At 72.4% G+C, this 25,680-nt stretch carries 23 protein-coding genes; 13 read left to right on the top strand and 10 right to left on the bottom strand.

The window, feature by feature from the left end:
* Position 1: 1 nt before the first annotated feature.
* Complete coding sequence (locus tag AB0447_RS02175; RefSeq protein WP_366474497.1) at positions 2-982, bottom strand: ArsA-related P-loop ATPase; 981 nt, start codon at positions 980-982, stop codon at positions 2-4.
* A gap of 46 nt (positions 983-1,028) precedes the next feature.
* Here AB0447_RS02175 and AB0447_RS02170 point away from each other — a divergent pair, with 46 nt between their 5' ends.
* From AB0447_RS02170 to AB0447_RS02155, 4 genes are all read left to right on the top strand, one after another.
* Positions 1,029-1,190, top strand: coding sequence for a DUF4177 domain-containing protein (locus AB0447_RS02170; RefSeq protein WP_007264966.1), 162 nt, complete (start codon positions 1,029-1,031; stop codon positions 1,188-1,190).
* Positions 1,187-1,651 (top strand): RidA family protein, encoded by a 465-nt coding sequence (locus tag AB0447_RS02165; RefSeq protein ID WP_366474496.1) that lies wholly within the window; start codon positions 1,187-1,189, stop codon positions 1,649-1,651. Before AB0447_RS02170 ends, AB0447_RS02165 begins: the two co-directional genes overlap by 4 nt.
* Positions 1,652-1,739: 88 nt before the next feature.
* Complete coding sequence (locus AB0447_RS02160; protein WP_366474495.1) at positions 1,740-2,666, top strand: NUDIX hydrolase; 927 nt, start codon at positions 1,740-1,742, stop codon at positions 2,664-2,666.
* Positions 2,663-3,532, top strand: coding sequence for an MBL fold metallo-hydrolase (locus AB0447_RS02155; protein WP_366474494.1), 870 nt, complete (start codon positions 2,663-2,665; stop codon positions 3,530-3,532). The genes AB0447_RS02160 and AB0447_RS02155 overlap by 4 nt, the downstream gene beginning before the upstream one ends.
* A 74-nt stretch (positions 3,533-3,606) precedes the next feature.
* Here AB0447_RS02155 and AB0447_RS02150 read toward each other — a convergent pair whose 3' ends face one another.
* Both AB0447_RS02150 and AB0447_RS02145 read right to left on the bottom strand, forming a co-directional pair.
* Positions 3,607-4,416, bottom strand: coding sequence for a nucleotidyltransferase domain-containing protein (locus tag AB0447_RS02150; RefSeq protein ID WP_366474493.1), 810 nt, complete (start codon positions 4,414-4,416; stop codon positions 3,607-3,609).
* A 267-nt stretch (positions 4,417-4,683) separates the two neighbouring features.
* The gene (locus AB0447_RS02145) at positions 4,684-5,358 is read right to left on the bottom strand and encodes a Crp/Fnr family transcriptional regulator (RefSeq protein ID WP_003981529.1); all 675 of its coding nucleotides are present in this window, start codon (positions 5,356-5,358) and stop codon (positions 4,684-4,686) included.
* 161 nt (positions 5,359-5,519) lie between these two features.
* Here AB0447_RS02145 and nth point away from each other — a divergent pair, with 161 nt between their 5' ends.
* From nth to AB0447_RS02130, 3 genes are all read left to right on the top strand, one after another.
* Positions 5,520-6,437 (top strand): endonuclease III, encoded by a 918-nt coding sequence (gene nth / locus AB0447_RS02140; protein WP_366474492.1) that lies wholly within the window; start codon positions 5,520-5,522, stop codon positions 6,435-6,437.
* 159 nt (positions 6,438-6,596) lie between these two features.
* Complete coding sequence (locus AB0447_RS02135; protein WP_366474491.1) at positions 6,597-7,472, top strand: CoA pyrophosphatase; 876 nt, start codon at positions 6,597-6,599, stop codon at positions 7,470-7,472.
* A 13-nt stretch (positions 7,473-7,485) separates the two neighbouring features.
* The gene (locus tag AB0447_RS02130) at positions 7,486-8,688 is read left to right on the top strand and encodes a MarP family serine protease (RefSeq protein ID WP_366474490.1); all 1,203 of its coding nucleotides are present in this window, start codon (positions 7,486-7,488) and stop codon (positions 8,686-8,688) included.
* A 320-nt stretch (positions 8,689-9,008) separates the two neighbouring features.
* On the opposite strand, the gene AB0447_RS02125 is transcribed toward AB0447_RS02130, so the two are convergent.
* The 5 genes from AB0447_RS02125 to AB0447_RS02105 form a co-directional block, all read right to left on the bottom strand.
* Complete coding sequence (locus AB0447_RS02125) at positions 9,009-9,968, bottom strand: alpha/beta hydrolase (RefSeq protein ID WP_366474489.1); 960 nt, start codon at positions 9,966-9,968, stop codon at positions 9,009-9,011.
* Positions 9,965-10,423: a phage holin family protein gene (locus AB0447_RS02120; protein WP_366474488.1), complete on the bottom strand. Its 459-nt coding sequence runs from the start codon at positions 10,421-10,423 to the stop codon at positions 9,965-9,967. Before AB0447_RS02120 ends, AB0447_RS02125 begins: the two co-directional genes overlap by 4 nt.
* 32 nt (positions 10,424-10,455) lie before the next feature.
* The gene (gene nhaA / locus AB0447_RS02115) at positions 10,456-11,874 is read right to left on the bottom strand and encodes a Na+/H+ antiporter NhaA (RefSeq protein ID WP_366474487.1); all 1,419 of its coding nucleotides are present in this window, start codon (positions 11,872-11,874) and stop codon (positions 10,456-10,458) included.
* Between the two features lie 233 nt (positions 11,875-12,107).
* Positions 12,108-14,111 (bottom strand): acetate--CoA ligase, encoded by a 2,004-nt coding sequence (acs, locus tag AB0447_RS02110; protein ID WP_366474486.1) that lies wholly within the window; start codon positions 14,109-14,111, stop codon positions 12,108-12,110.
* Between the two features lie 145 nt (positions 14,112-14,256).
* On the bottom strand, positions 14,257-16,521 hold the full coding sequence (locus AB0447_RS02105; RefSeq protein WP_366474485.1) for a SulP family inorganic anion transporter: 2,265 nt from the start codon (positions 16,519-16,521) through the stop codon (positions 14,257-14,259).
* A gap of 240 nt (positions 16,522-16,761) precedes the next feature.
* Here AB0447_RS02105 and AB0447_RS02100 point away from each other — a divergent pair, with 240 nt between their 5' ends.
* Entirely contained in the window at positions 16,762-18,060 is a 1,299-nt protein-coding gene (locus AB0447_RS02100; protein WP_366474484.1) for a hypothetical protein, read from the top strand.
* On the opposite strand, the gene AB0447_RS02095 is transcribed toward AB0447_RS02100, so the two are convergent.
* A complete protein-coding gene (locus tag AB0447_RS02095; RefSeq protein WP_366474482.1) occupies positions 18,029-19,033 on the bottom strand; it encodes an ATP-binding protein in 1,005 nt (334 codons plus the stop codon). The genes AB0447_RS02100 and AB0447_RS02095 overlap by 32 nt on opposite strands.
* A gap of 108 nt (positions 19,034-19,141) precedes the next feature.
* Here AB0447_RS02095 and AB0447_RS02090 point away from each other — a divergent pair, with 108 nt between their 5' ends.
* Complete coding sequence (locus AB0447_RS02090) at positions 19,142-19,963, top strand: oxidoreductase (protein ID WP_366474481.1); 822 nt, start codon at positions 19,142-19,144, stop codon at positions 19,961-19,963.
* A gap of 491 nt (positions 19,964-20,454) precedes the next feature.
* Here the strand turns inward: AB0447_RS02090 and AB0447_RS02085 are convergent, their stop codons facing one another.
* The gene (locus AB0447_RS02085) at positions 20,455-21,276 is read right to left on the bottom strand and encodes an HAD-IB family hydrolase (RefSeq protein ID WP_366474670.1); all 822 of its coding nucleotides are present in this window, start codon (positions 21,274-21,276) and stop codon (positions 20,455-20,457) included.
* A gap of 501 nt (positions 21,277-21,777) precedes the next feature.
* Between AB0447_RS02085 and ssd the strand changes: the two genes are divergently transcribed.
* Genes ssd through AB0447_RS02065 form a run of 4 tightly spaced genes read left to right on the top strand, consistent with a single transcriptional unit; the run spans position 21,778 to position 25,653 of the window.
* The gene (ssd, locus tag AB0447_RS02080; protein ID WP_366474669.1) at positions 21,778-22,947 is read left to right on the top strand and encodes a septum site-determining protein Ssd; all 1,170 of its coding nucleotides are present in this window, start codon (positions 21,778-21,780) and stop codon (positions 22,945-22,947) included.
* Positions 22,944-24,092, top strand: coding sequence for a TadA family conjugal transfer-associated ATPase (locus AB0447_RS02075; RefSeq protein ID WP_366474480.1), 1,149 nt, complete (start codon positions 22,944-22,946; stop codon positions 24,090-24,092). The genes ssd and AB0447_RS02075 overlap by 4 nt, the downstream gene beginning before the upstream one ends.
* Complete coding sequence (locus AB0447_RS02070) at positions 24,089-24,964, top strand: hypothetical protein (protein ID WP_366474479.1); 876 nt, start codon at positions 24,089-24,091, stop codon at positions 24,962-24,964. The genes AB0447_RS02075 and AB0447_RS02070 overlap by 4 nt, the downstream gene beginning before the upstream one ends.
* A complete protein-coding gene (locus tag AB0447_RS02065; protein WP_366474478.1) occupies positions 24,964-25,653 on the top strand; it encodes a type II secretion system F family protein in 690 nt (229 codons plus the stop codon). Before AB0447_RS02070 ends, AB0447_RS02065 begins: the two co-directional genes overlap by 1 nt.
* The last annotated feature ends 27 nt before the right edge of the window (positions 25,654-25,680 follow it).

Here is a 25,680-nt window from a genome sequence, read left to right as displayed (position 1 = left end):
GTCATTCTTCCCCCGCCTGCTTGCGCAGCTCAGTCGCCAGCTCGTACAGCCCGGCCAGGTCCATGCCCGTGCCCAGCAGCGGCAGTTCGTACGTCGGGATGTCGAGCCCCGCCAGCACCCCGCGCTGCTCGCGCTCCAGCGCCACCCGCTCGGCATGCTCCGCGGCCTGCTCCAGCAGCGGCCCCACGAGCCGGTCCGCCGGCCCGCCGCGCCGCGCACCGCCCAGACCCGCCCGGGACAGCGCCTCGGCCACCTCGGTCCGCCGCTCCCCGGCCGCGGCCCGCAGCGCCTCCTCGTCCAGATGGTGCGGCCGGACCATGTTGACGACCACCCGGCCCACCGGCAGCCCGGCCGCCCGGAGTTCCTCGATGCCGTCGGCAGTCTCCTGCACCGGCATCTCCTCCAGCAGGGTCACCAGGTGCACCGCCGTCGCCGGGGACTTGAGCACCCCCATCACCGCCTGCGCCTGATGGTGGATCGGCCCGAACCGGGCCAGCCCCGCCACCTCGTCGTTGACATTGAGGAACCGGGTGATCCGCCCGGTCGGCGGCGCGTCCATCACCACATGGTCGTAGACGAACCGGCCCGCCTTGTCCTTCCGCCGCACCGCCTCGCAGGCCTTGCCGGTCAGCAGCACGTCCCGCAGCCCCGGCGCGATGGTGGTGGCGAAGTCGATCGCACCCAGCTTCTTCAGGGCCCGCCCGGCCGAGCCGAGCTTGTAGAACATCTGCAGGTAATCCAGCAGCGCCCGCTCCGCGTCGATGGCCAGTGCGTGCACCTCCCCGCCGCCCGGCACCACGGCGATCTTCCGCTCCTCGTACGGGAGCGCCTCCGCACCGAAGAGCTGCGCGATGCCCTGCCTGCCCTCCACCTCCACCAGAAGCGTCCGCCTGCCCTCGCGCGCGAGGGCCAGCGCGAGTGCCGCGGCGACCGTGGTCTTCCCGGTTCCGCCCTTGCCGCTGACCACCTGGAGCCTGCTCACAACCGACGAGCCTAACCACTCCCGCACAGGCACTACGCTCGGGCCCATGACCAAGAAGTTCGAATACGCGACGGTTCCGCTGCTGGTGCACGCCACCAAGCAGATTCTGGACACCTGGGGCGAGGACGGCTGGGAGCTCGTCCAGGTCGTGCCCGGGCCGAACAACCCCGAGCAGCTCGTGGCCTACCTCAAGCGGGAGAAGGCATGAGCGCCGTCGAGGCGAAGCTCGCCCAGCTCGGGCTGACCCTGCCCGAGGTCGTGCCGCCGCTGGCCGCGTACCAGCCGGCCGTCCGCTCGGGCCAGTACGTCTACACCGCGGGCCAGCTCCCGATGGTGAAGGGCTCGCTGCCGCTCACCGGCAAGGTCGGCGCGGAGGTCTCCGCGGAGCAGGCCAAGGAGCTGGCCGCGACCTGCGCGCTGAACGCGCTGGCCGCCGTCAAGTCCGTGATCGGCGACCTCGACAAGATCGTGCGGGTCGTGAAGGTCGTCGGCTTCATCGCCTCGGCCCCCGACTTCACCGCGCAGCCGGGTGTCCTCAACGGCGCCAGCGAGCTGCTCGGCGAGGTCCTCGGCCCGAAGGGCGTGCACGCCCGCAGCGCGGTCGGCGTCGCGGTGCTGCCGCTGGACGCTCCGGTCGAGGTCGAGTTCCTGGTCGAGATCTCCGACTGACCTGCCGAACCCGGACGACGGGTGCTCCGGGGCCGGGCAGAGCCCGGCCCCCCTCGAACATCGGGCCGGATGGTCGTAGCATCCGGCCATGTCGAACCGCGAGCAGGCGCATGCACAGCCGCAGAACCCGGGACCGGGCGGCGCACCCGCCGGAGGCCAGTGGTACCCGCCCGAGTGGCCCGACCGGATCCGCGCCCTCGCGGACGGCTCGCTGACCCCGGTGGCCCCCAAACGGGCCGCCACCGTGATGCTGCTCCGCGACACCCCCGACGGCCCCGCCGTCCACATGCTGCGCCGGCGCGCCTCCATGGCCTTCGCCGGAGGCGCGTACGCCTACCCCGGCGGCGGCGTCGACCCGCGCGACGAGGACCACCGCACCGGCTGGGCCGGACCCTCCCTGGAGGACTGGGCCGTCCGGCTCGGGACCGACCCCGCCACCGCCCAGGCCATCGTCTGCGGCGCCGTCCGGGAGACCTTCGAGGAAGCCGGCGTGCTCCTCGCCGGCCCCGCCGACGGCACCCTCGTCGGCGACCTCACCGGCGACGACTGGGAGGCCGACCGGCAGGCGCTGGTCGCCCGCGAGCTCTCCTTCGCCGAGTTCCTCGACCGCCGCGGCCTGGTCCTGCGCTCCGACCTGCTCGCCGCGTGGGCCCGCTGGATCACCCCCGAGTTCGAGCCCCGCCGCTACGACACCTGGTTCTTCGTCGCCGCCCTCCCGGAAGGACAGCGCACCCGCAACGCCTCCACCGAGGCGGACCGGACCGTGTGGATCCGCCCCGCGGACGCGGCCGCCGGCTACGACAAGGGCGAGCTGCTGATGATGCCGCCGACCATCTCGACCCTGCGCTCCCTCGAGCCGTACCGGACCGCCGCCGAGGCGGTGGCCGCGGCCGCCGCGCAGGACCTCGCTCCGGTGCTCGCGCAGGCGACGCTGGAGGACGGCGAGCTGGTGCTCAGCTGGCCCGGCCACGAGGAGTTCACCAAACGGGTCCGGCCGACCGGAGGCGCGGCATGAGCAGCGGTACGAGCAGCGACACGGGCAACGCGGCCCTTCCCGGCCGGCCGCGCGGAGCCGTCGTCTCCGGGCCGGCCACCGCCCGCGCGGTCAACGTCCTGGCCCCCAACCCGTCCGCCATGACCCTGGACGGCACCAACACCTGGCTGGTGTCCGAGCCCGACTCCGAGCTCGCGGTCGTCATCGACCCCGGCCCGCTGGACGACGTACACCTGCGCGAGGTGATCGCCACGGCCGAGAAGGCGGGCAAGCGGATCGCGCTGACCCTGCTCACCCACGGCCACCCCGACCACGCGGGCGGCGCCGTCCGGTTCGCCGAGCTCACCGGCACCAAGGTGCGCGCCCTCGACCCCGCCCTGCGCCTGGGGGACGAGGGCCTGGCCGCCGGGCAGGCCGTCCGGGTCGGCGGCCTGGAACTGCGGGTGGTCCCCACCCCGGGCCACACCGCCGACTCGCTCTGCTTCCACATCCCCGCCGACCGGGCCGTGCTGACCGGGGACACCATCCTCGGCCGCGGCACCACGGTGGTCGCCCACCCCGACGGCCGGCTCGGCGACTACCTGGACTCGCTGCGCCGCCTGCGCTCCCTCACCGTCGACGACGGGGTGCACACCGTGCTGCCGGGCCACGGGCCGGTGCTGGACGACGCCCAGGGGGCGGTGGAGTTCTACCTGGCCCACCGGGCGCACCGGCTGGCCCAGGTGGAGACGGCGGTGGAGAACGGCCTCACCACCCCGGCCGAGGTGGTCGGGCACGTCTACGCGGAGGTGGACCGCGCTCTCTGGCCGGCCGCCGAATGGTCCGTCCGGGCGCAACTGGAGTACCTGCGCGAACACGGGCTGATCCCGGGCGGACCCGAGAGCTAGGGCCCAGCCGCTCCAGCGGATCACGGCCCTGAACCGCCGGACAGCCCCGGGGCGCCCGGTCGGCCCGGGAGGGCTCAGGCCGGCTGCCGGGGGCTCTTGGTGCCGTGCCGGGCCGTGTACTCGTCCGCCAGCCACGGGCCGAGGTCCTCGATGTACGTCCGCAGGACCTCCGGGTCCTCGCTCGGCGACAGGGCGACGCCGGCCGCGGCCCGCATCTGCGCGGCCCGCTCCGGGTAGTACTGGCCGAACGCCTCGGCGGACTCCAGCAGGTCGCTGGTCCAGCCGCCCCAGCGCGGCATGACCAGGGTGAAGCCGGTGCGGACCAGGCGCCGGGCGAACAGCCGGCTCAGCTTCCGGTACTCCGCGGGCGTGCGCGCCGCCGCTGCCCGGGCCCGCCAGGACGGGAGCGCGGCGGCCAGGTCGCCGTTGGTCTCGCGGGCCAGCAGGCCGTCCGGGCGGTAGCGCGGCAGGTGTTCGGCCAGGTCGGACCCGAGCAGCGGAGTGCACAGGCAGGCCAGGAACCAGCCCAGGTCGTAACGTTCCTGCTCGCTCAGCAGGCGGTCCTTGGAGTACAGCAGGATGCCGGCGCCGTCGATCACGTCGAAGTCCTCGTCGAGCCCCCGGCCGAGCACCTCGGCGATGTCCCGGTCCTCGTGGGTGGGCTCGTGCTGGAGGGCGAGCAGCAGGTCGAGGTCCGAGTCGCCGGGGCGGGCGGTGCCGCGGGGCACGGACCCGTACAGGTAGGCGCTGTGCAGCCGCCGCCCGAAGGCCTCGGCGATACGGGACCGGGCGGCCGCCACCACGGGCCGGTACCCGGCCGGGACCCGGCCCAGGTCACCCTCGCGCTCGATGTACCCCTGTGCGTCCAGTCCTCGGTGCTCCATACGGATCACTCTGCCGGTCCCGTTCCGGGGCGTCGGCCCGGCGCCGCCGGGCGGTACGGAAAACCGGCCCGCGTGGCGGACCGGCCGGGCGTGTCGCGGCCTGCCACGCCGGGCGGGTGTCCCGGTACCGGGGCGGGGCCGGAACGCAGGGAGGGGCCCCGCCGGGCACGGCAGGACCCCTCCTGTACGACTTCGACTGCGACGTCGACCTCGCCTGCGGCGGCGCCGCGGCCGAAACGGCGGCGGCGTACGTCGGCGCGGGCCGGGTCAGCGCGAGCGCTTCGCCAGGCGTTCGACGTCCAGCAGGATGACGGCGCGGGCCTCCAGGCGGAGCCAGCCGCGGCCGGCGAAGTCGGCCAGGGCCTTGTTCACCGTCTCGCGGGAGGCGCCGACGAGCTGCGCCAGCTCCTCCTGCGTCAGGTCGTGGACGACGTGGATGCCTTCCTCGGACTGCACGCCGAAGCGGCGCGACAGGTCCAGGAGGGCGCGGGCGACACGGCCCGGCACGTCGGAGAAGACCAGGTCGGACATCTGGTCGTTGGTCTTGCGCAGGCGGCGGGCGACGGCGCGCAGCAGGGCCGTGGCCACCTCGGGGCGGGCGTTCAGCCAGGGCTGAAGGTCGCCGTGGCCGAGGCCGAGCAGCTTGACCTCGGTCAGGGCGGTGGCCGTGGCCGTCCGCGGGCCGGGGTCGAAGAGCGACAGCTCGCCGATCAGCTCGCCGGGGCCGAGCACCGCGAGCATGTTCTCGCGGCCGTCGGGGGAGGTGCGGTGCAGCTTCACCTTGCCCTCGGTGACCACATACAGCCGGTCGCCGGGGTCGCCCTCGTGGAACAGGGCGTCACCGCGTGCGAGGGTCACCTCGCCCATGGAGGCGCGGAGCTCCGCGGCCTGCTCGTCATCGAGCGCCGCGAAGAGCGGGGCGCGCCGCAGAACGTCGTCCACGAGTCTCTCTCCTATGTCGACCGGCTCAGGGGACCGGCTCCCTATTTTGCCGGACGCTACAAACAGTGCGATCAATCACAAGGATGCCGGACGTACGGGTGTGCTGTGCGGTGTTACCGGAGGTCCGGGCGGGTGTCACTGCCCGGCCTTAGGCTGGCGGAGTGTCCAATAAGCCGGTGAGAGCACAGGCCATGGGGTCCGCGGGAGTGACCGCCGCCCGGAATTCAGCTGTGGGCGAACAGGGGGTTGGCGGGCCTCCCGCCCGCGATCCGGGCAAAGCTTCGGCCAAGAAAGCTGTGGGAAAGAACAAGCCGGAATCCCGCCTGGCCATGGTGCGCCGCGCCCGGCGGATCAACCGGGAGCTGGCCGAGCTCTATCCCTACGCCCACCCGGAACTCGATTTCCGGAATCCCTTCGAGCTGCTGGTCGCGACCGTCCTGTCGGCGCAGACCACCGACCTGCGGGTGAACCAGACCACCCCGGCGCTGTTCGCGAAGTACCCGACCCCCGAGGACATGGCCGCGGCCGTGCCGGAGGAGCTGGAGGAACTGATCCGGCCCACCGGGTTCTTCCGGATGAAGGCGAAAGCCCTGATGGGCCTGTCCGCGGCCCTGCGGGACAACTTCGGCGGCAATGTGCCCGGCCGCCTCGACGACCTGGTCACGCTGCCGGGAGTGGGCCGCAAGACCGCCAACGTGGTCCTCGGCAATGCGTTCGGAGTCCCGGGGATCACCGTGGACACCCACTTCGGCCGCCTGGTGCGGCGGTGGAAGTGGACCGAGCAGGAAGACCCGGAGAGGGTCGAGGCGGAGATCTGCGCGATCTTCCCCAGGAGCGAGTGGACGATGCTGTCCCACCGGGTCGTCTTCCACGGCCGCCGGATATGCCACTCCCGCAGGCCGGCCTGCGGAGCCTGCCCGATCGCACCGCTCTGCCCGGCCTACGGGGAGGGCGAAACCGACCCCGAGAAGGCGAAGAAGCTGCTCAAGTACGAGATGGGCGGCCATCCGGGCCAGCGCCTCAGCCCGCCCGCCGACTACCCGGGCAAGCCCGCGCCGCCGCTGGGCGCCGCCGACTGACCGCCTCCGGTGGCCGGCCCGCCGCCTCCGGGCGGCCGGGGCGCGGCCGCCGGCCGACCCCGGCCCGGGCGGCTCCGCCCGGGCCCCGAGGAACGAAACAGGTCCCGGCCCGCGTTGGTGCGGATACCGGGGGACGCGCAGAACCAGAACGGGGTGCCCATGACAGGGGCTGAGCAGAGCGGGCTCACGGCCGCCGCCGGAGCGACCGGCGCGGCGCGCCACCCGGCGTACGGGACGACGTACGACCGCGGTGACGGCGGAGCCCACGGCGGCAGGCACGGCGCGAGCGGGGACGGCCTCCCCGGCGGCGGAAAGCCCGGCGACCCGGTCCGGGCCGGCGCGGACGACCCCGCAGGCCCCGCCGATCCGCTCCGGGTCAGCGCGGACGGCCTGCCGGCCTGGCTGGAGCCGGTCGAGCGGGCGGCCCGTACCGTCCGGCCGGACCAGCTCAGCCGCTTCCTGCCGCCCGCCGACGGCCGCGGCCGCCAGTCCGCCGTCCTCATCCTCTTCGGCGAGGGCCGGGACGGGCGCCCCGAACTGCTCCTCATGGAACGGGCCGGCAGCCTCCGCTCGCACGCCGGGCAGCCGTCCTTCCCGGGCGGCGCCCTCGACCCGGAGGACGGCGACCCGCACACCACCGGCCCGCTCCGGGCCGCGCTCCGCGAGGCGGAGGAGGAGACCGGCCTGGACCCGTCCGGCGTCCAGCTCTTCGGGGTGCTGCCCAGCCTCTACATCCCGGTCAGCCAGTTCGTCGTGACCCCGGTGCTGGGCTGGTGGCACAGCCCCAGCCCGGTCGGCGCCGTCGACCCGGCCGAGACCGCCCGGGTCTTCACGGTCCCCGTGGCGGATCTCACGGACCCGGCACACCGGGTCACGGTCGTCCACCCGAGTGGCCACGCCGGCCCGGCCTTCACCGTCGCATCCGCTCTGGTCTGGGGATTCACCGCCGGGGTGATCGACCGGTTGCTGCATTTCGCCGGGTGGGAGCAGCCGTGGGACCGATCACGCGAGGTCCCGCTCGACTGGCGCGCATGAGACGGTGGCCCACGTGAACGTGCTGGACATCCTGCTGCTCCTCGCCGCCGTGTGGTTCGCGATCGTGGGCTACCGCCAGGGGTTCGTCGTCGGCATCCTGTCGGTGATCGGCTTCCTCGGCGGTGGTCTCGTCGCCGTGTCCCTGCTCCCGCTGGTCTGGGACCAGGTGACCGACAACGGGACCCAGGTGTCCACGGCCGTGGTCATCGCCGCCGTGGTCGTGATCATCGTCTGCGCCTCGGTCGGGCAGGCCTTCACCACCCACCTCGGCAACCGGCTCCGCCGCCACATCACCTGGTCGCCGGCGCGGGTGGTCGACGCCACCGGCGGCGCGCTGGTCAACGTGGTGGCGATGCTGCTGGTGGCCTGGCTGATCGGATCCGCACTCGCCGGGACGTCACTTCCCACCCTCGGCAAGGAAGTCCGCAACTCCAAGGTGCTCCTCGGCGTGTCGCGGGTGCTGCCGGACCAGGCCGACACCTGGTTCTCGAATTTCAGTTCCACCCTGGCGCGCAACGGCTTCCCGCAGGTGTTCAGTCCGTTCTCGAACGAACCCATCACCGAGGTGCAGGCGCCCGATCCGGCCCTGGCGAGCAGCCCGGTGGCCGAGCGCGCCAAGCGATCCATCGTCAAGGTGGTCGGAACCGCCCCCAGTTGCAGCAAAGTCCTCGAAGGCACCGGCTTCGTCTTCGCCCCCGGCAGGGTGATGACCAACGCCCACGTGGTCGGCGGGGTCAACGAACCGACCGTGCAGGTCGGCGGGGAGGGCAAGCTCTACGACGGCAAGGTGGTGCTCTACGACTGGGAGCGCGACATCGCGGTCCTGGACGTGCCCAAGCTGAAGGCGCCTCCGCTGGAGTTCACCGAACGGGACGCGGTCGGCGGCAGCGACGCCATCGTGGCCGGCTTCCCGGAGAACGGCGCGTACGACGTGCGCGCGGCCCGGGTGCGCGGCCGGATCAACGCCAACGGCCCGGACATCTACCACCGCGGCACCGTGCGCCGGGACGTCTACTCGCTGTACGCGACGGTCCGCCAGGGCAACTCCGGCGGCCCGCTGCTGACGCCCGAAGGCCAGGTGTACGGGGTGGTGTTCGCGAAGTCCCTCGACGACCCGAACACCGGCTACGCCCTGACGGTGGACGAGATCCGCGACGACATCCGGTACGGGACCACGGCGCGGCAGCGGGTGGACAGCCAGGGCTGCGCCCTCTGAGAGCCGCTCGCGGGTCGGGCCCGCTCGTGGCTCCCGGCGGCGCTACGTCCGCTGGTGCCGCAGGCGGGCCGAGACCCAGCGGGCCCGGCGGCGCAGGATGCGAGGGATCCCGAGACGGAGGTCGTGGCCTTGTCGGCCAGCCCTCTCGTGGGTGCGCGGCACTGCTGCCGAGCGGGTTTCGCGTGCGGAGTCACCGTAGTCGTGCGTCCAGCCCATACTCCGACGTCTCCCCCTGCCCCAAGGTCGGTAACCGCATTCGGGGCGGCCAATTGGCCTATGCGCCGGGCAATTGAACGATTCTCGATCGAACGTACGGACCGTCAGCGGTCGGGCTCCGGGTCCTTCAGCCAGTTGATGAGCTCGGTGGAGAACGCGGTGGGGTCCTCCTCGTGCGGGAAGTGCCCGAGACCGTCGAACAGCCGCCAGCGGTACGGGGCTTCCACGTATTCGCCGGAACCGGCCGCGCTCCGGGTCCGCATCACCGGGTCCAGCGAGCCATGCAGATGCAGCGTCGGCACCCGCACCGGACGCTTCATCCGCCGGTTGAACTGGATGCCGTCCGGGCGGGCCAGCGACCGCACCATCCACCGGTAGGGCTCGATCGAGCAGTGGGCGGTGGACGGGATGCAGATCGCCCGCCGGTAGACCTCGAGCGCCTCCTCCTCGGGCGGCCGCGGGCCGGACCACTCCCGGATCAGCTCGCCGGCCAGCGCACCGCCGTCGGCCTGCAGCCGCCGCTCGGGGATCCAGGGCCGCTGGAAGCCCCACACGTACGATCCGGCGCGGGTCTGAGCGAAGTCCGACAGCATGGCCGAGCGCCAGCGGCGCGGGTGCGGCATGGAGGAGACCACCAGCCGGCGCACCAGCTTGGGCCGCATCACGGCCGCCGTCCAGGCGAGGTAACCGCCCAGGTCGTGGCCGACGAGGGCGGCGTCCGGCTCGCCGAGGGACCGTACGACGCCGGTGATGTCCAGCGCGAGATTGGCCGGGTCGTACCCGCGCGGGGTGCGGTCGCTGCCGCCGACCCCGCGCAGATCCATGGCCACGGCCCGGAAACCGGCGTCGGCGAGCGCGGTCAGCTGGTGCCGCCAGGTCCACCAGAACTGCGGGAAGCCGTGCAACAGCAGGACCAGCGGGCCGTCACCGACCTCGGCGACATGGAACCGGGCGCCGTTCGCGGCGACGTCCCGGTGCGTCACCTCCCGCCCCCCGGGGATGCCGATCCGGACCGCCGTGGCGGCGGTGGGCGGGGTGCTGGGATCCGGGGCGGTCGCTGTCATGACGATGAGCGTGCCACACCCACAGCCTTGTCACTGACCGGCCGCGGGTGCGGCTTGACGGTCCCGACCACTGCCGCGGTCTGCTTGACCGAGGAGATCGTCTTCTCCGGCGGCTTGACCTTCTTGAACTTGGCGACGGCGAGGAGCCCCAGCAGGGTCGCGATCAGCAGGAACGCCACGCCCACGATCAGGAACGACCAGGCGAGGCCCAGCCCCAGGTTGTGGATGCCGTAGGCGGCCGCGAAGCTCAGCACGGGCAGCGAGAACAGCGCCAGCACACCGGCGACGCCGAGTGCGGTGCCCCCGATGGTCGCGCGCTTGACGTCCTGGCGGATTTCGGCCTTCGCGAGGGCGATCTCGTCGTGCACCAGGGCGGACATCTCGGCGGTGGCCGAAGCGACCAGCTGGCCGAGTGTGCGCTCGGCTCCGGGCGTGCCTTGGTCCGCTGCGCTCATCGCTCTCTCCCTCTGTGGTCCTGTCCTGCGCGTCAGTCAGATGATGCCGGACGGGCAGCCTCGGTGCTGGACCCGGCCGCCGCTTCGGCCAGGCGGCGGTGCTCGGCGGCCTTCGCCTCGTAGATCGCGGCCATCCGGAGGTGGTACTCGGGCTTGTCCTCCTCGTAGACGTCCGGGATGCCGTCGAGGTCGTCGTCGCGCTCCTCGGCGGCGGTCAGCGCCTTGTACTTGCGGTCGCGGAGCTTGAGCAGGGCACAGGCCATGATCGCGGCGATCAGCGAGCCGATCAGCACGGCGGCCTTGACCTCGTCGGTGAGCAGGGTGTCACCCGCGAAGGCGAGTTCGCCGATCAGCAGCGAGACGGTGAACCCGATGCCGGCGAGGGAGGCGACGGCGAACACGTCCGGCCAGGCGAGGTCTTCGTTGAGCTCCGCCTTGGTGAAACGGGCGGCCAGCCAGGTGCCGCCGAAGATGCCGAGGGTCTTGCCGACGACCAGGCCGAGGACCACGCCGAGGGTTTCGGGGCGGCTGAAGACCTGTCCGATCGACTCGTCGGAGAGCGAGACACCGGCCGAGAACAGGGCGAACAGCGGGACGGCGAGACCGGCGGAGACGGGCCGGACCAGGTGCTCGATGCGCACGCCGGGGGAGTGCTTCTCGCCTTCCTTGCGGGTGCAGCGGAGCATCAGGCCCATGGCGACGCCGGCGATGGTGGCGTGGACCCCGCTGTTGTACATCAGGCCCCAGATGACGAGGGCGAGCGGGATGTACACGTACCAGCCGCGCACGCCCCGGCGGAGCAGGAACCAGAACAGGACCAGGCCCACGAGGGCGCCGCCGAGCGCCAGGAAGTCGATCTCCTCGGTGAAGAACACCGCGATGATCAGGATGGCGAAGAGGTCGTCGACCACTGCCAGGGTCAGCAGGAAGGCGCGCAGGGCGGAGGGCAGCGAGGTGCCGATGACCGCGAGGACGGCGAGCGCGAACGCGATGTCGGTGGCGGTGGGGACCGCCCAGCCGGCCAGCGAGCCGCCGCCGGCCAGGTTGACCACCGTGTAGACCAGGGCGGGGACGGCCATGCCGCAGACGGCGGCGATGACCGGCAGGGCGGCCGCCTTGGCGTCGCGCAGGTCGCCGGCGACGAGTTCGCGCTTGAGCTCGATGCCGGCCACGAAGAAGAAGACGGCGAGCAGGCCGTCGGCGGCCCAGTGCTGGAGGGACAGGTCCAGGCCGAGGGCGGACGGGCCGATGTGGAAGTTCCGGACGGTGTTGTAGCTGTCCGTCAGCGGGGGCGTGTTCGCCCAGACGAGGGCGGTGACCGCGGCCACGAGGAGCAGCACACCGCCGACGGTCTCGGCGCGCAGGGCGTCGGCCACGAACCGGCGCTCGGGCAGCGAGAGCCGTCCGAGGAGCTTGTGGCTCTGGGTGTCGGTGGGCTGGGGCGTGGCCACGGTGGGGCACCTCCGGGTCGGTCGGACGGCATGACGAAGCTGTTGCCGACCAGACTTCCCGGCGCACCTGAGGTTTTTACGCTGCGAATACTTTACAGGGCGCAGGTATCGGTCGTATCGGGTGATCTTCACTCTAAAAGGACGGAGGGCATCCGGCGCGCCGGGCGCCGGATGCCCTCCGTGGGTGTGTCGGCCGGGTCCCCGCGGGGCTCCGGCCGGGTCTGCCGGGTCGGTCAGTCCTCGCTGGACGCGCTCGGCAGCTTCGTCTGGATCAGGTCCATGACGGAGGAGTCGGTCAGCGTGGTGACATCGCCCAGCTCGCGGTTCTCGGCCACATCGCGCAGCAGACGGCGCATGATCTTGCCGGAGCGGGTCTTCGGCAGCTCGGCGACCGGCAGGATCCGCTTGGGCTTGGCGATCGGGCCGAGGGTGGCGCCCACGTGGTTGCGCAGGTCCGCGACCAGCGAGTCGTTCTCGGAGGCGCTGCCGCGCAGGATGACGAAGGCGACGATGGCCTGGCCGGTGGTCTCGTCGGCCGCGCCGACCACGGCGGCCTCGGCGACGGAGGGGTGCGAGACCAGGGCCGATTCGACCTCGGTGGTCGAGATGTTGTGGCCCGACACCAGCATGACGTCGTCCACACGGCCGAGCAGCCAGATGTCGCCGTCGTCGTCCTTCTTGGCGCCGTCGCCCGCGAAGTACTTGCCCTCGAACCGCGACCAGTAGGTGTCGATGAACCGCTGGTCGTCGCCCCAGATGGTGCGCAGCATCGACGGCCACGGCTCGGTGAGGACCAGGTAGCCGCCACCGCCGTCGGGGACCTCGTTCGCCTCGTCGTCCACGACGGTGGCGGAGATGCCGGGCAGCGCGCGCTGGGCGGAACCGGGCTTGGTCTCGGTGACGCCCGGCAGCGGGGAGATCATCATGGCGCCGGTCTCGGTCTGCCACCAGGTGTCCACGATCGGGCAGCGGTCGCCGCCGATGTGCTTGCGGTACCAGATCCAGGCCTCGGGGTTGATCGGCTCGCCGACCGAGCCCAGCACGCGCAGCGAGGACAGGTCGAACTTCGCGGGGATGTCGTCGCCCCACTTCATGAACGTCCGGATGGCCGTCGGCGCCGTGTAGAGGATGGTGACGCCGTACTTCTGCACGACCTCCCAGAACCGGCCCTGGTGCGGGGTGTCCGGGGTGCCCTCGTACATGACCTGGGTGGCGCCGTTGGCGAGCGGTCCGTAGACGATGTACGAGTGGCCGGTCACCCAGCCGATGTCGGCGGTGCACCAGTAGACGTCGGTCTCCGGCTTGAGGTCGAAGACGGCGTGGTGGGTGTACGCGACCTGGGTGAGGTAGCCGCCGGAGGTGTGCAGGATGCCCTTCGGCTTACCCGTCGTACCGGACGTGTACAGGATGAAGAGCGGGTGCTCCGCGTCGAAGGCCTGCGGGGTGTGCTCGGTGGACTGGCGTCCTACGAGCTCGTGCCACCAGATGTCGCGGCCCTCGGTGAAGGCGGTCTCCTGGCCGGTGCGCTGCACCACGAGCACGTTCTTGACCTGCGGACACTTGGAGACGGCCTCGTCGATCGCCGGCTTGAGGGCGGTCGGCTTGCCGCGGCGGTAGCCGCCGTCGGCGGTGATGACCAGCTTGGCGTCGGCGTCCTGGATGCGGGAGGCGACGGCGTCGGCGGAGAAGCCGCCGAAGACCACCGAGTGGGCGGCGCCCACCCGGGCGCACGCGAGCATCGCGACGACGGCTTCGGGGATCATCGGCAGGTAGACGGCGACCCGGTCGCCGGCCTGTACGCCCAGCTCGGTGAGGGCGTTCGCGGCCCGCGAGACCTCGTCCTTGAGCTGGGCGTAGGTGAGGGAGCTGCTGTCGCCGGGCTCGCCCTCGAAGTGGATGGCGACCCGGTCGCCGTGGCCGGCCTCGACGTGGCGGTCCACGCAGTTGTACGCGACGTTCAGCTTGCCGTCCGCGAACCACTTCGCGAAGGGCGGGTTGGTCCAGTCGAGCGTCTCGGTCGGCTCGGTGGCCCAGGTCAGCCGCCGCGCCTGCTCGGCCCAGAAGCCCAGCCTGTCGCTGTCCGCCTGCTCGTAGGCCTGCGCCGTGACATTCGCGGCGGCGGCCAGCGCAGCGGGCGGTGCGAACCGCCGCTCCTCCTTGAGCAGGTTGGCCAGGCTTTCGTTGCTCACGACATCTCCCTTTCCCAGGGTGTCCGTTGTGTCCCCGGCATAGCTCATCAGGCGGATGCCCGGGTGACAAGGGGTAACCGGAAATTGGTTTAGACCTATTGGCAAGCGGCGATCCGCAGACGCGTATGGCCCCCTCCCGCTGCAGGGCGCGGGAAGGGGCCATACGGTGGCACGGATATGCGAGGGTATCGGTTCAGGCGGGTGCCGGCGCGGGCGACTGGCTGCGATCGTCCGGAACCACGCTGTCGAAGACCCGGCAGTCGAAGAAGTCCTGGCCCTCGGAGAGCAGGTACGCCTGGGCCTCGCCCACGTGGAAGTACATCCCGTGCAGCTCCAGGGTGCCCTCGGCGAGCCGGCGGGCCACCGACTCGTGCGCCCGCAGGTGCTCCAGCTGCTGCACCACGTTGGTCAGGCACAGCTGCTCCACCGCATCGGCCGGGAGCCGGCCGGAGATCCGCGCCCAGGCGTGGTGCCGGCTGGCCATCCGCTCCAGGCTGGGCAGCCCGTGCCGCAGCCAGCGGCGCAGCGGGGTCATCGGCATTCCCGGCGAGGCGTTGAGCAGCGCCTGCATCGCCCCGCACCCGGAGTGGCCGCAGACCGTGATGCTGTCGACCTTCAGCACGTCCACCGCGTACTCGATCGCGGCCGCGACCGAATCGTCGCCGGACTCGGCGCCGGGCAGCGGCACCAGGTTGCCGACATTGCGGACGGTGAACAGGTCTCCGGGCCCGCTCGACGTGATCATGCTGGTGACCAGCCGGGAGTCGGCGCAGGTCAGGAACAGCTGCGAGGGCCGCTGCCCTTCGCGGGCCAGCCGGGCCAGCTCACTCCGGACGTGCGGGGCGGTGTCCCGCTGGAACGCGCTGATTCCGCTGGCCAGCCGTCCGCGGGCACGGGGCGGCTCGGCCGGTTCGGCGGGCCGCTGGTCGCAGTGGTTCTGCCAGGGCGTCCAGGGGCGGCAGCACTGGTGCGACCCGCGCGGGCCGGCGGCATGCTGCTCGCCGATCCGGGCCATGGACCGGCCGGTGACCTCCAGCGAACCGCCGTGCGCCACATGGGAGTCCTGCCAGTCCTGCAGGGTCTCGTACGCGGCATGGTCCATGAAGGAGCCGTCCAGCTCGATCACGGTGTGCCCGTGGTGCGGGATCTGGCTCAGCACCCGGCTCAGCCGGGGCACCGCCAGGAAGGTCAACTGGCCGCGCGCCCGAACCCGGTGCACCCCGTCCTGCTCCTCCACGGTGATCCGGGTCCTCGCCAGCCGGTGCAGCGACACCGCAACGGCCGCCGCGATGCCGATCGCCACGCCTTCCAGCACTCCGCCCAGGACCACCGCCACCACGGTGGTGAGGTAGACGGCGATCTCCCGGTGCCGGGTGATGCTGCGCATGTGCGTGATGTTGACCATCTGCACTCCGACCGCCATCACCAGGGCGGCCAGCGCCGCCAGCGGGATCAGGTCGAGCACCGGCACCAGCAGCGCGGCGGCGAGCACGATCCACAGCCCGTGCAGCATCGAGGACCTTCGGCTGACCGCACCGGACTTGACGTTCGCCACGCTGCGCACCGCCACCCCCGTGATGGGCAGCCCGCCGAGGGCGCCGGACACGATGTTCGCGGCGCCCTGGCCGCGCAGTTCGCGGTCGAGGTCGGTGCGCGGCGGGCGGTTCTCCGTACTCCGCTCGCTCGCGATCAGCTTGTCGGTGGCCACGGCGGACAGCAGGGATTCCACACTGCCGACCAGGGTGATCGTCAGAACGGCCGCGATGAGACCCAGGACCGGGCCCTGGGGCAGTTCGGGCAGGGCGTGGCTGCTCCAGGACGGCAGGTCCACCCGGGGCAGGCTGAGCCCGGCGAGGGAGGCGAGCGCGGTGGCACCCGCCACGGCGGCGAGGGCCGCGGGAATCCGGCGCAGGAGCTCTCCCGTCCGGCCCGGCAGGCGCGGCCAGGAGAGCAGGACGAGCAGGGTGAACGCGCTGACACCGAGCGCGGCCGGGTGCAGGTCGGCCAATTGGCCGGGCAGGCCGAGGACGTTGGCCACGGCGGCGCTCTGCGGGGTGCCGCCGAGCACGATGTGCAGTTGGGCGAGCGCGATCGTCACGCCGATGCCCGCGAGCATGCCGTGCACGATGGCCGGGCTGACCATCAGCGCGGACCGGGCGGTGCGCAGCAGGGCGAGTCCGAGCTGGCAGACACCGGCGAGCACGGTGATGGCGCAGGTGGTGCGCCAGCCGTAGTGCTGGATCAACTCGGCGGTGACGACGGTGAGTCCGGCGGCGGGGCCGCTCACCTGGAGCGGTGCACCGCCCAGCCGGCCGGCGACGATCCCGCCGGCCGCCGCGGCCACCAGCCCTGCCTGTAGCGGGGCGCCGGTGGCCAGGGCGATGCCGAGCGAGAGCGGCAGTGCGATCAGAAACACGGCGATGGATGCGGAGAGGTCCGCGGTGCGGGGGTTGGTCATAGGTTCCCGTCTCCTCTGGGCAGGGAGGGTGAAGCGGCGGGAGTCTCAACACTCGGTAAATGGATGGTAATGCAGAGTAAAGAAGATTTCTTCACAAAGGGGGCAAATGGCTCACAAGTTCCCACTCAGGAGTGAATAATCATTTAGTACGGCTTGTCACGGCTTCCTCAAAGGAGCCCGCGTGGGACGTTGCGGCGCGTAAGTCCCGCACGGGAACACCGAGGGAGAGGTGGGCGGAAGATGGCCGCCACGAAGAAGACCGCCGGTGGCCTGGTCGTCGCCACCGCGCTGGCGCTGGGCCTCGCCGGCTGCACCGCCTCGCAGCCGGGCGGGTCGTCCGGGCCCGGCGCGAAGAAGGGGGCCGGGGCTCCGGAGGCGCCCGGCAGCGTGCTCCGGCTGATCGGCGACGGCTCCACCGCCTACACGGGGCCGCAGCCGAACGTGCAGAAGCCGGAGAAGCTCAAGCGGGGCGAAACGCCCCCGCAGTTCGTGGTGTTCTCCTGGGACGGGGCCGGCGAGGACAGCCAGAAGCTGTTCTCGCACTTCCGCGAGGTCGGCAGGCAGAACAACGCCCGGATGACGTACTTCCTCAGCGGTGTCTACATGCTCCCCGAGGAGAAACGATCCCTCTACACCGCTCCCCAGCACGGCCCGGGCCGCTCCGACATCGGCTTCGGCGACCTCCAGGGCATCAAGGACACCGCCACCCAGATCCGCGAGGCCTGGCAGGAGGGCAATGAGATCGGCACCCACTTCAACGGGCACTTCTGCGGCCCCGACGGAGGTGTCGGCACCTGGTCCGTGGCGGAGTGGAAGAGCGAGATCGAACAGGCCAAGTCCTTCGTCAAGAACTGGAAGACCAACTCCGGCCTGAAGCAGGAGAAGGCGCTCCCCTTCGACTACGACAAGGAGCTCATCGGGGCCCGCACCCCCTGCCTCGAGGGCCAGAAGAACTTCATGCTCGCGGCCAAGAACATGGGCTTCCGCTACGACTCCAGCGGCATCAGCAAGCAGAAGTGGCCGAAGAAGACGGACGGGCTGTGGGACATCCCGCTCCAGCTGGTCCCGATCCCCGGCCGGGCCTTCGAAACCCTGAGCATGGACTACAACTTCATGGTCAACCAGTCCGGGACCACCTCGCAGGGCGACCCCTCCCAGCACGCCTACTGGGGCAACCAGTTGCGCGACGGACTGCTCCAGGCCTTCGAACGCGCCTACAGCGGCAACCGCGCGCCGCTGATCATCGGCAACCACTTCGAGTCCTGGAACGGCGGCACCTACATGCGTGCCATCGAGGAGACCATCAAGACCGTCTGCACCCGGAAGGACGTGCGGTGCGTGCCCTTCCGCGAGCTGGCGGACTGGCTCGACGCCCAGGACCCGAAGCACGTCGAATGGCTGCGCACGCTCGATGTGGGCCAGGCGCCGAAGGAGGGCTGGGCCAAGTTCCTGGCCACCGGTCCGGCGCCGTCACCGACGCCGTCCGCTCCCACGGCGCCCGAGGGGGTCACGCCGGCTGAGGAGCAGGACGAGGAATAGCGGCGTCCCTCTGCTCGCCCAGCACGAACCCGGGGTCCACCTGGTCCGCCAGGTCGGCCCCGGTCTTCGCGTTGCCCCAGCTCTCCGCGTTCCGCAGATGGAAATGAACCATCTGCTCGGTGTAGCGGGCCCAGTCGCGCCGGGCGTACGAGTCGTCGGCCGCGTCCTGGAGGGCCTGCAGGGCCATGCGGTTGTCGGCCTCCAGCAACTCGAAGCGCGGCGGCCGGCCCTTCTCCATCGCCCGCACCCAGTCCGAATGCCCCACGGTGACCAGCAGGTCCTCGCCGGCCTCCGCGCGCAGGAAGTCGAGGTCGTCCTGGCCCTGCACCTTGTTTCCGACCACCTTGAGGGCCACCCCGAAGTCCCGTGCGTACTCCTTGTACTGGCGGTAGACGGAGATGCCCTTGAGCGTCGGTTCGGCGACCAGGAACGTCATGTCGAACCGGGTGAACATCCCGGACGCGAAGGAGTCCGAACCGGCCGTCATGTCGACGACCACGTACTCGTCCGGTCCGTCGACCAGGTGGTTCAGGCAGAGCTCGACCGCCCCGACCTTGGAGTGGTAGCAGGCCACGCCCAAGTCGGCCTCGGTGAACGGCCCGGTGGCCATCAGGCGCACCTCCGCCCCGTCCAGGAGCACCGTGCGGGCGCAGGCGTCATAGACCGGGTTGTCCTCGCGGACCCGCAGCAGACGGGAGCCGGCACCGGGCGGGGTGGTCTTGATCATCGTCTCGGCCGAGGCGATCCGCGGGTTGGATCCCCGCAGGTACTCCTTGATCAGGGGCAGTTGGGCGCCCATCCCGGGCAGTGCGGCGGCTTCCTCCTCGGTCAGCCCGAGGGCGGCCCCGAGATGTTGGTTGATGTCGGCGTCCACCGCGACGACGGGGCCTTCGTTGGCGGCAAGGTGGCGGATGAAGAGGGAGGACAGCGTGGTCTTGCCGCTGCCGCCCTTCCCCACGAAAGCGATCTTCATGTTCACGTACGGTAGTGCTCCGTAGCACACCGTGGCCGGGATGAGTGAAGAAGACCACTCGAAGGTGGGGTCGGTGCTATGGCCGAGCAGTGCGTAGGCTCCCTGCTTATGAGTACGTCAGCCGATCCGCTCGCCGCCCTCGCGGGCCTGCCGGGCGTGGCCGAGTCCGTGGATTCCGTACGCAAGGCCGTGGACCGGGTCTACGGGCACCGCGTGATGCGCCGCCGCAGTACGGAGGTCTCCGCCGAGGCGGCGCTGCGCGGTGCGCGCGGCAGTGCCGCGCTGTCGGGCGCGGACTGGGCGCTGGAGGAGGTGCGGCGGCGTACCGACTTCGGGGCGGAGGCCGAGGCCCGGACCGTGGGCGCGGCGCTGCGGCTCACCGCCGAGGCCGGCCAGCTGCTGAGCATCTGGCGGCAGTCGCCGCTGCGGGTACTGGCCCGGCTGCATCTGGTCGCGGCGGGGTCCGCCGTCGCCGGTGACGTGGTGGGGCGGCCGCGGCTGGCCGGCGAGCCGGTGGACGAGCCGCTGGTGGAGCTGCCCCTGCCGACCGCCGACGAGGTCGCGGGCCGGCTGGACGGGCTGTCCCGACTGGTCATCGCGGGAGGCTCGGCCCCGGCCCTGGTCACCGCCGCCGTGGTGCACGGCGAGCTGCTCGCGCTGCGGCCGTTCGGCTCGTACAACGGGGTGGTGGCGCGGACCGCCGAGCGGATCGTGCTGATCAACAGCGGCCTGGACCCGAAGGCCATCTGCCCGGCGGAGGTCGGCCACGCGGAACTCGGCCGGGCGGCCTATCTGGCGGCGCTGGACGGCTATGTGTCCGGGACCCCGGAAGGGATGGCGGCCTGGATCACGCACTGCGGCCGGGCGGTGGAGCTCGGGGTGCGCGAGTCCACGGCGGTGTGCGAGGCGCTGCAGCGCGGCGCGGCCTGAGGGCGCCGCGGGGTCTGAGGGCGCGGCGCGCTCTTGCGCACATCTTGGGAAAAAGCTCCGGAAACGGGTTGCGGCGACACCGACTTGCTCATGGTGTCGCCGCTGGCATTCACGCCCAGTTACCAAGCGTCCTCGATAGTTGCCCATCAGGTCGGGATCTTTGCCCGGTCCCTGGTGCGGCTGGCCCGTAATCGACGGGTCGACGTCGCGTGGGTGCTCGGCGTTCCTGCTTCGGTCCGTGGGGCCTTGCTGCGTTTCTAAAGATGATCCTCTCGGATGTCCTTTGGTCTCGCGGGCCGTGAATCCTTTGTACCTCCATCCCGGAGGAATCGGAACCCCTTGGTGCAGTTCTTTACTTTCGGGTGCATTCCGGGAGCAATCGGACACTCTAAGTTTGTGCAGGTCAGGCGCGCCGCCAGGCCGGTCCGTCGGTCAGCCCGTCGGTCAGGTCCGTCGGTCCGGTCCCTCGGTCCGTCCGTCGGTCCGGTCGGTCAGGCGAGGGCGTTCGCGCGGCGGCGGCTCGCGTACCAGACCAGGCCGGCCGTGGCCGCGGCCGCGCCGACGGCAGCCGCCGCGACCAGGGCGGGGCGCGCCGGCATCGACAGGCCGGGCACCCGCTGCTTCAGTCGGACCGGCCGGTTGAACACCAGCACCGGCCAGTCGCGGGCCATCGCCTCACGACGCAGCGCCCGGTCCGGGTTGACGGCGTGCGGGTGGCCGACCGCCTCCAGCATGGGGACGTCGGTGATGGAGTCGCTGTACGCGTAGCAGCGCGCCAGGTCGTAGCCCTCGGACTCGGCCAGCTCGCGCACGGCCTCCGCCTTGGTGGGCCCGTAGGCGTAGTAGTCGATCTCCCCGGTGAAGCAGCCGTCCTCGCCCACCACCATGCGGGTGGCGACGACCCGGTCGGCGCCGAGCATCTCGCCGATCGGCTCGACCACCTCCGCCCCGGAGGTCGACACGATCACCACATCGCGGCCGGCCGTGTGGTGGGCCTCGATGAGGGACGCCGCTTCGTCGTAGATGATCGGGTCGATGAGGTCGTGCAGGGCCTCGGCGACGATTTCCTTCACCTGCTGCACGTTCCAACCCTTGCAGAGGGCGGAGAGGTACTCCCTCATCCGCTCCATCTGGTCGTGGTCGGCGCCGCCGGCCAGGAAGATGAACTGGGTGTACGCGGTGCGCAGGACCGCCCGCCGGTTGATCAGCCCGCCCTGGTAGAAGGACTTGCTGAACGTCAGAGTGCTCGACTTCGCAATGACCGTCTTGTCCAGGTCGAAGAAGGCTGCAGTGCGAGGCAAGGAGTGCGACAAGGACTGGATTTCCACGCCCCGAGCATATGCGCCCACCATTCGGCGTAAGGTGTGGCGCGTGGGTTTGCCTGAGAAGCCTCTCGGGTACACCATGGAAGTCACGGATCGTTCGCGACCGTGCTAACCCGGTCCGACTCCTCCCCCCCCGAGTCGGCCGTGGGGACGACCCCCGCTCTCCCCCCCGGCGGGGGTCGTCGCATGTCCGGACGCGGTTTGCGTCCCGGCCGCCGACCCCAAGTGATCATTTTTCAGGCCCCCTTCTGTCGTGGGCCCGCGCCGCGCCGACCCTCTCCCTCTGTGAACTCGTCACTGTGCGTAGTTGTTCCGGAGCGCTCAGAACTCACCTACAGGGGTGATCGAGTTATTCACAGGGCGCTCTCTATCCACAGTTCTTGAGCAAGATCCACTTCCTTTTGCGGATGCCGTCACGGTGATTCCGGCCGCGAAGTCCGCGGTGAACGGATTTGCAGTGAGAAGGGGGCGGAGATCGTGGCTGGAACCATGTCCCGCGAGGTGTCCGAGTGGCCGGTTCCCGGTGCCGGCAGGCCGCTGATCATCACCGAGGACCCGGTGCTGCTCGATGATCTGCTGCGGTTGTGTGCAGCCGCAGGCGCCGAGCCCCATGTGCACCATGCGGTGCCGGAGCAAAGCGTGGCGCCGGGGAGCAGTGGGGCCGGTGGGGCCGGTCCGCCCGGGGGCGGCGGGTGGGGGGATGCTCCGCTGGTTCTGGTCGGCCAGGACGTGAGCGGCCGGGTGTTGGGAGCGCCCCGCCGCAGCGGGGTGTTCCTCGTCGGCCGGAGCGAGGGCCGGAATCCCGACGACGCCGCGCTCTGGCAGCGGGCCGTGGAGATCGGGGCCGAACAGGTGATCTGGCTTCCCGATGCCGAGAACTGGCTGGCGGACCGGATCGCCGATGTGGTCGAAGGTGCCGGCCGGCCCGCCCTCGCCGTGGGCGTGATCGGCGGCAGCGGCGGCGCCGGGGCATCCACCCTCGCCTGCGCCCTGGCGATCTCGGCCGCCCGGTCCGGCGAGCGGACCATGCTGATCGACGGCGATCCCTTCGGCGGCGGGTTGGACGTGCTGCTCGGGGGTGAGGGCGCCGAAGGGCTGCGCTGGCCGGACTTCGCCGCCTCGCGCGGCCGGGTCGGGGCCGGCGCGCTGGAGGAGTCCCTGCCGGAGCTGCATGCGCTGCGGCTGCTCAGCTGGGACCGGGGCAAGCGGGTGCTGGTGCCGCCCGCGGCGGTGCGCTCGGTCCTGGCGGCCGCCCGCCGGCGGGGCGGGGTGGTGGTCGTCGACCTTCCCCGGCGGGTGGACGAGGTCGCGGCCGAGGCGCTCGGCCAGCTGGACCTGGTGCTGATGGTGGTCCCGGTGGAACTGCGGTCGGTGGCCGCCGCCAGCAGAGTCGCCGACGCCCTGGACGGGGTCGCGCGGGATGTCCGGGTGGTGGTGCGGGCGCGCCTCGCGGGCGAGCTGGACCCGGACGAGGTGGCCGGGCTGCTGCGGCTCCCGCTCGCCGGTGAGATGCCCGTCGAGCTGGGGGTGTCCGAGTGGCTGGCCAGGGGCGAGCCGCCGGGGACCTTCGTCTGGGGCCCGCTGGCCCGGTTCTGCGACGGGTTCTGGCGGCGGGTGCTCGGCGCCGGTCAGGCGGCCGGGCAGGGGGTGCCGGGATGAGCGCGGGACTGCTGGACGCGGTGCGGGCGCGGCTCGCCGAAAGCGGCGCCGAGCCCACCCCGGCCCGGGTCGCAGCCGCCCTGCGAGCCCAGGGAAGGCTGCTGGGGGATGCGGAGGTGCTGGGCGTGGCCGCCGAGTTGCGGTCGGAGCTGGTGGGAGCCGGGCCGCTGGAACCGCTGCTCGCCGACCCGGCGGTCACGGATGTGCTGGTGGCGGCGCCGGACCGGGTGTGGGTGGACCGCGGTGGCGGGCTGGAGCTGACCGGGGTGACCTTCGGGGACGCGGAGGCGGTGCGCAGGCTCGCGCAGCGACTGGCGGCGGTGGCAGGCCGGCGGCTCGACGATGCCCGGCCGTGGGTGGACGCCCGGATGCCGGACGGCACCCGGCTGCATGCGGTGCTGCCTCCGGTCGCGGTCGGGTCGGCCTGCCTGTCGCTGCGGGTGGTGCGACCACGGGCGTTCACCCTTGAGGAGCTCACGGCCGCAGGCACCCTGCCGCCGGGCGGGCGGCAACTGCTCGGGGCAGTGGTCGAAGCCAGACTGTCCTTCCTGGTCTCCGGAGGGACGGGCACGGGGAAGACCACCCTGCTCAGTTCCCTGCTGGGGCTGGTCGGGCCGGGGGAGCGGATCGTGCTCGCCGAGGACTCGGCCGAACTGCGGCCCGAGCACCCGCACGTGGTGCGGTTGGAGGGCCGGCCCGCCAACCAGGAGGGGGCTGGTCTGGTCACACTGGCGGACCTGGTCCGCCAAGCCCTGCGGATGCGTCCCGACCGGCTTGTGGTGGGGGAGGTGCGCGGGGCCGAGGTCGCCGATCTGCTGGCCGCGCTCAACACCGGGCACGAAGGCGGGTGCGGGACGGTGCACGCGAATGCCGCGGCCCATGTGCCGGCCCGGCTGGAGGCGCTGGGGGCGGTCGCCGGCCTCGACCGGGCCGCTCTCCACAGCCAGTTGGCCGCGGCCCTGGATCTGGTGATCCACCTGGTCCGGGACCGGGGCGGGCAGCGTCGGGTGGCCGAGGTGCATGTCCTGGAGCGGGATGCGGCAGGGCTGGTGGTCACCGTCCCGGCGCTGCGCTGGGCGGCGCGCGGATTCGTCCGGGAGCGGGGCTGGGAGCGGCTCGGCCCCCTGCTCGGGGGGCTGGAGTGAGCGGGGCGGGGGCGCTGCTCCCGGCCCCGGTGTTCGCGGCGGTGCTGTGTGCCGGGGCGGCGGCCTGGCTGCTGGCCGGGGACGGCCGGCCGGCGGGGCGGGCGCGGATGCTGCTCGCCGGGGCGGGGCCGCCGGTGCCGGAGCGGGGATCGGCATGGGAGCGGCTGCTGGTCTCGGTGCGGGTGCGTGCCGGGCGGTGGCAGGAGTGGGCCTGCGTGGCGGCGGGTGTGGTGGTGGCGCTACTCGGCGGGTCGGTGATTCCGGTGGTGCTGGGCGTGTTGGCGGTGCCGGTGGTGCGGAGGTGGCTGCGGGTCCGGGATCGGGCCAGGGCCCGGGAGGCGCGCTCGGCCGAGGTGATCGCCCTGTGCGGGGCGGCCGTCGGCGAGTTGCGGGCCGGGGCGCAGCCCGGGCAGGCGTTGAGCGCCGCGATGCGCCGGTCGGCCGCCCCGGATGCCGGGATCGCGGCGGTGCTGGCTGCGGCGGCCTTCGGCGGGGACGTGGCCGGGGCGCTGCGGGAGGCGGCCCGGGCGCCGGGTGCGGAAGGGCTGGCCGGGATGGCGGCCTGCTGGCGGGTCTCGGTGGACGGCGGCGCGGGGCTGGCGGCCGGACTGGAGCGACTGGAAGGGGCGTTGCGGGCGGAGCGGGACCGGCAGGAGTCCATGCGGGCCCAGTTGGCGGGAGCGCGGTCGACGGCGGTGGTGCTGGCCCTGCTGCCCGTGGTGGGCCTGCTGCTCGGTACGGGGCTGGGTGCGGATCCGCTGCGGGTGCTGCTGCACTCCCCGCTGGGCCTGGGGTGCCTGGTGGTCGGTGGGGCGCTGGAAGTGCTTGGGCTGCTCTGGTGCCGGCGGATCGTGCGGGCGGGGGAGGGGTGATGGACGGTTCGTCGGTCCACAGGCTGGGGATGGCGTTCACCCTGGCGGCGGGGGCGTGGTGTCTGGTCTCCGGGTGCGCGGGGCGGATCCGGGAGCGGGCGGTGCGGCGTAGGGCGGTGCTGCTGCTCAGGGCGGAGCCGGCCTCGGGCGGGACGCGCCCGGGGGCCCGGGGGCGGGTGCGGGAGCGGTGGCGGTTGCGGTGGGTCCGGTGGCGGGTGGACCGGGCGTGCAGGGTGGATCCGCGGGAGTCGGAGCGTCAGCTTCCGTTCGCCGCCGACTTGTTGGCGGCCTGCCTGGCGGCGGGCGCCGGGCCGGTGGAGGCGGCCGAGGTGGTGGGGGAGTCGCTGGGAGGCCCGGTGGGGGACCGGCTGGCGCTGGCCGGGGCGGAGCTTCGGCTGGGGGCCGAACCGGGGGCCTCGTGGGGGAGGTTGGCGGCGATACCCGGCGCCGGGCCGCTGGCGGACTGTCTGGACCGGGCGGCCCGGACGGGGGCGCCGGCTGCCGAGCCCGTCTCCCGGCTGGCGACGGCCCTGCGGGAGGACCGGGCCCGGCGGGCGACGGCGGCGGCCCAGCGGGCGGCGGTTCTGGTGACCGCCCCGGTGGGGCTGTGTTTCCTCCCCGCGTTTCTCGCGGTGGGAGTGGCTCCGGTGGTGATCGGAATGGCCTCCGGCCTCCTCTCCGCTACCTGAAATCACATCAAGAACATAAATCCACAG

It is taken from the genome of Streptomyces sp. NPDC051211 (assembly GCF_040689505.1).
In the GTDB taxonomy this organism is placed as follows: domain Bacteria; phylum Actinomycetota; class Actinomycetes; order Streptomycetales; family Streptomycetaceae; genus Streptomyces.
This window is presented reverse-complemented; position numbering and strand designations above follow the sequence as displayed.

Coding starts and splice junctions, on each gene's coding strand:
- AB0447_RS02150 (WP_366474493.1), bottom strand. CDS start 4,416: ATGGAGCACCGAGGACTGGACGCACAGGGGTACATCGAGCGCGAGGGT.
- AB0447_RS02095 (WP_366474482.1), bottom strand. CDS start 19,033: ATGAAGATCGCTTTCGTGGGGAAGGGCGGCAGCGGCAAGACCACGCTG.
- AB0447_RS02100 (WP_366474484.1), top strand. CDS start 16,762: ATGGCCGCCACGAAGAAGACCGCCGGTGGCCTGGTCGTCGCCACCGCG.
- AB0447_RS02170 (WP_007264966.1), top strand. CDS start 1,029: ATGACCAAGAAGTTCGAATACGCGACGGTTCCGCTGCTGGTGCACGCC.
- AB0447_RS02155 (WP_366474494.1), top strand. CDS start 2,663: ATGAGCAGCGGTACGAGCAGCGACACGGGCAACGCGGCCCTTCCCGGC.
- AB0447_RS02090 (WP_366474481.1), top strand. CDS start 19,142: ATGAGTACGTCAGCCGATCCGCTCGCCGCCCTCGCGGGCCTGCCGGGC.
- AB0447_RS02120 (WP_366474488.1), bottom strand. CDS start 10,423: ATGAGCGCAGCGGACCAAGGCACGCCCGGAGCCGAGCGCACACTCGGC.
- acs (WP_366474486.1), bottom strand. CDS start 14,111: ATGAGCTATGCCGGGGACACAACGGACACCCTGGGAAAGGGAGATGTC.
- AB0447_RS02105 (WP_366474485.1), bottom strand. CDS start 16,521: ATGACCAACCCCCGCACCGCGGACCTCTCCGCATCCATCGCCGTGTTT.
- ssd (WP_366474669.1), top strand. CDS start 21,778: ATGTCCCGCGAGGTGTCCGAGTGGCCGGTTCCCGGTGCCGGCAGGCCG.
- AB0447_RS02165 (WP_366474496.1), top strand. CDS start 1,187: ATGAGCGCCGTCGAGGCGAAGCTCGCCCAGCTCGGGCTGACCCTGCCC.
- AB0447_RS02065 (WP_366474478.1), top strand. CDS start 24,964: ATGGACGGTTCGTCGGTCCACAGGCTGGGGATGGCGTTCACCCTGGCG.
- AB0447_RS02075 (WP_366474480.1), top strand. CDS start 22,944: ATGAGCGCGGGACTGCTGGACGCGGTGCGGGCGCGGCTCGCCGAAAGC.
- AB0447_RS02125 (WP_366474489.1), bottom strand. CDS start 9,968: ATGACAGCGACCGCCCCGGATCCCAGCACCCCGCCCACCGCCGCCACG.
- AB0447_RS02160 (WP_366474495.1), top strand. CDS start 1,740: ATGTCGAACCGCGAGCAGGCGCATGCACAGCCGCAGAACCCGGGACCG.
- AB0447_RS02135 (WP_366474491.1), top strand. CDS start 6,597: ATGACAGGGGCTGAGCAGAGCGGGCTCACGGCCGCCGCCGGAGCGACC.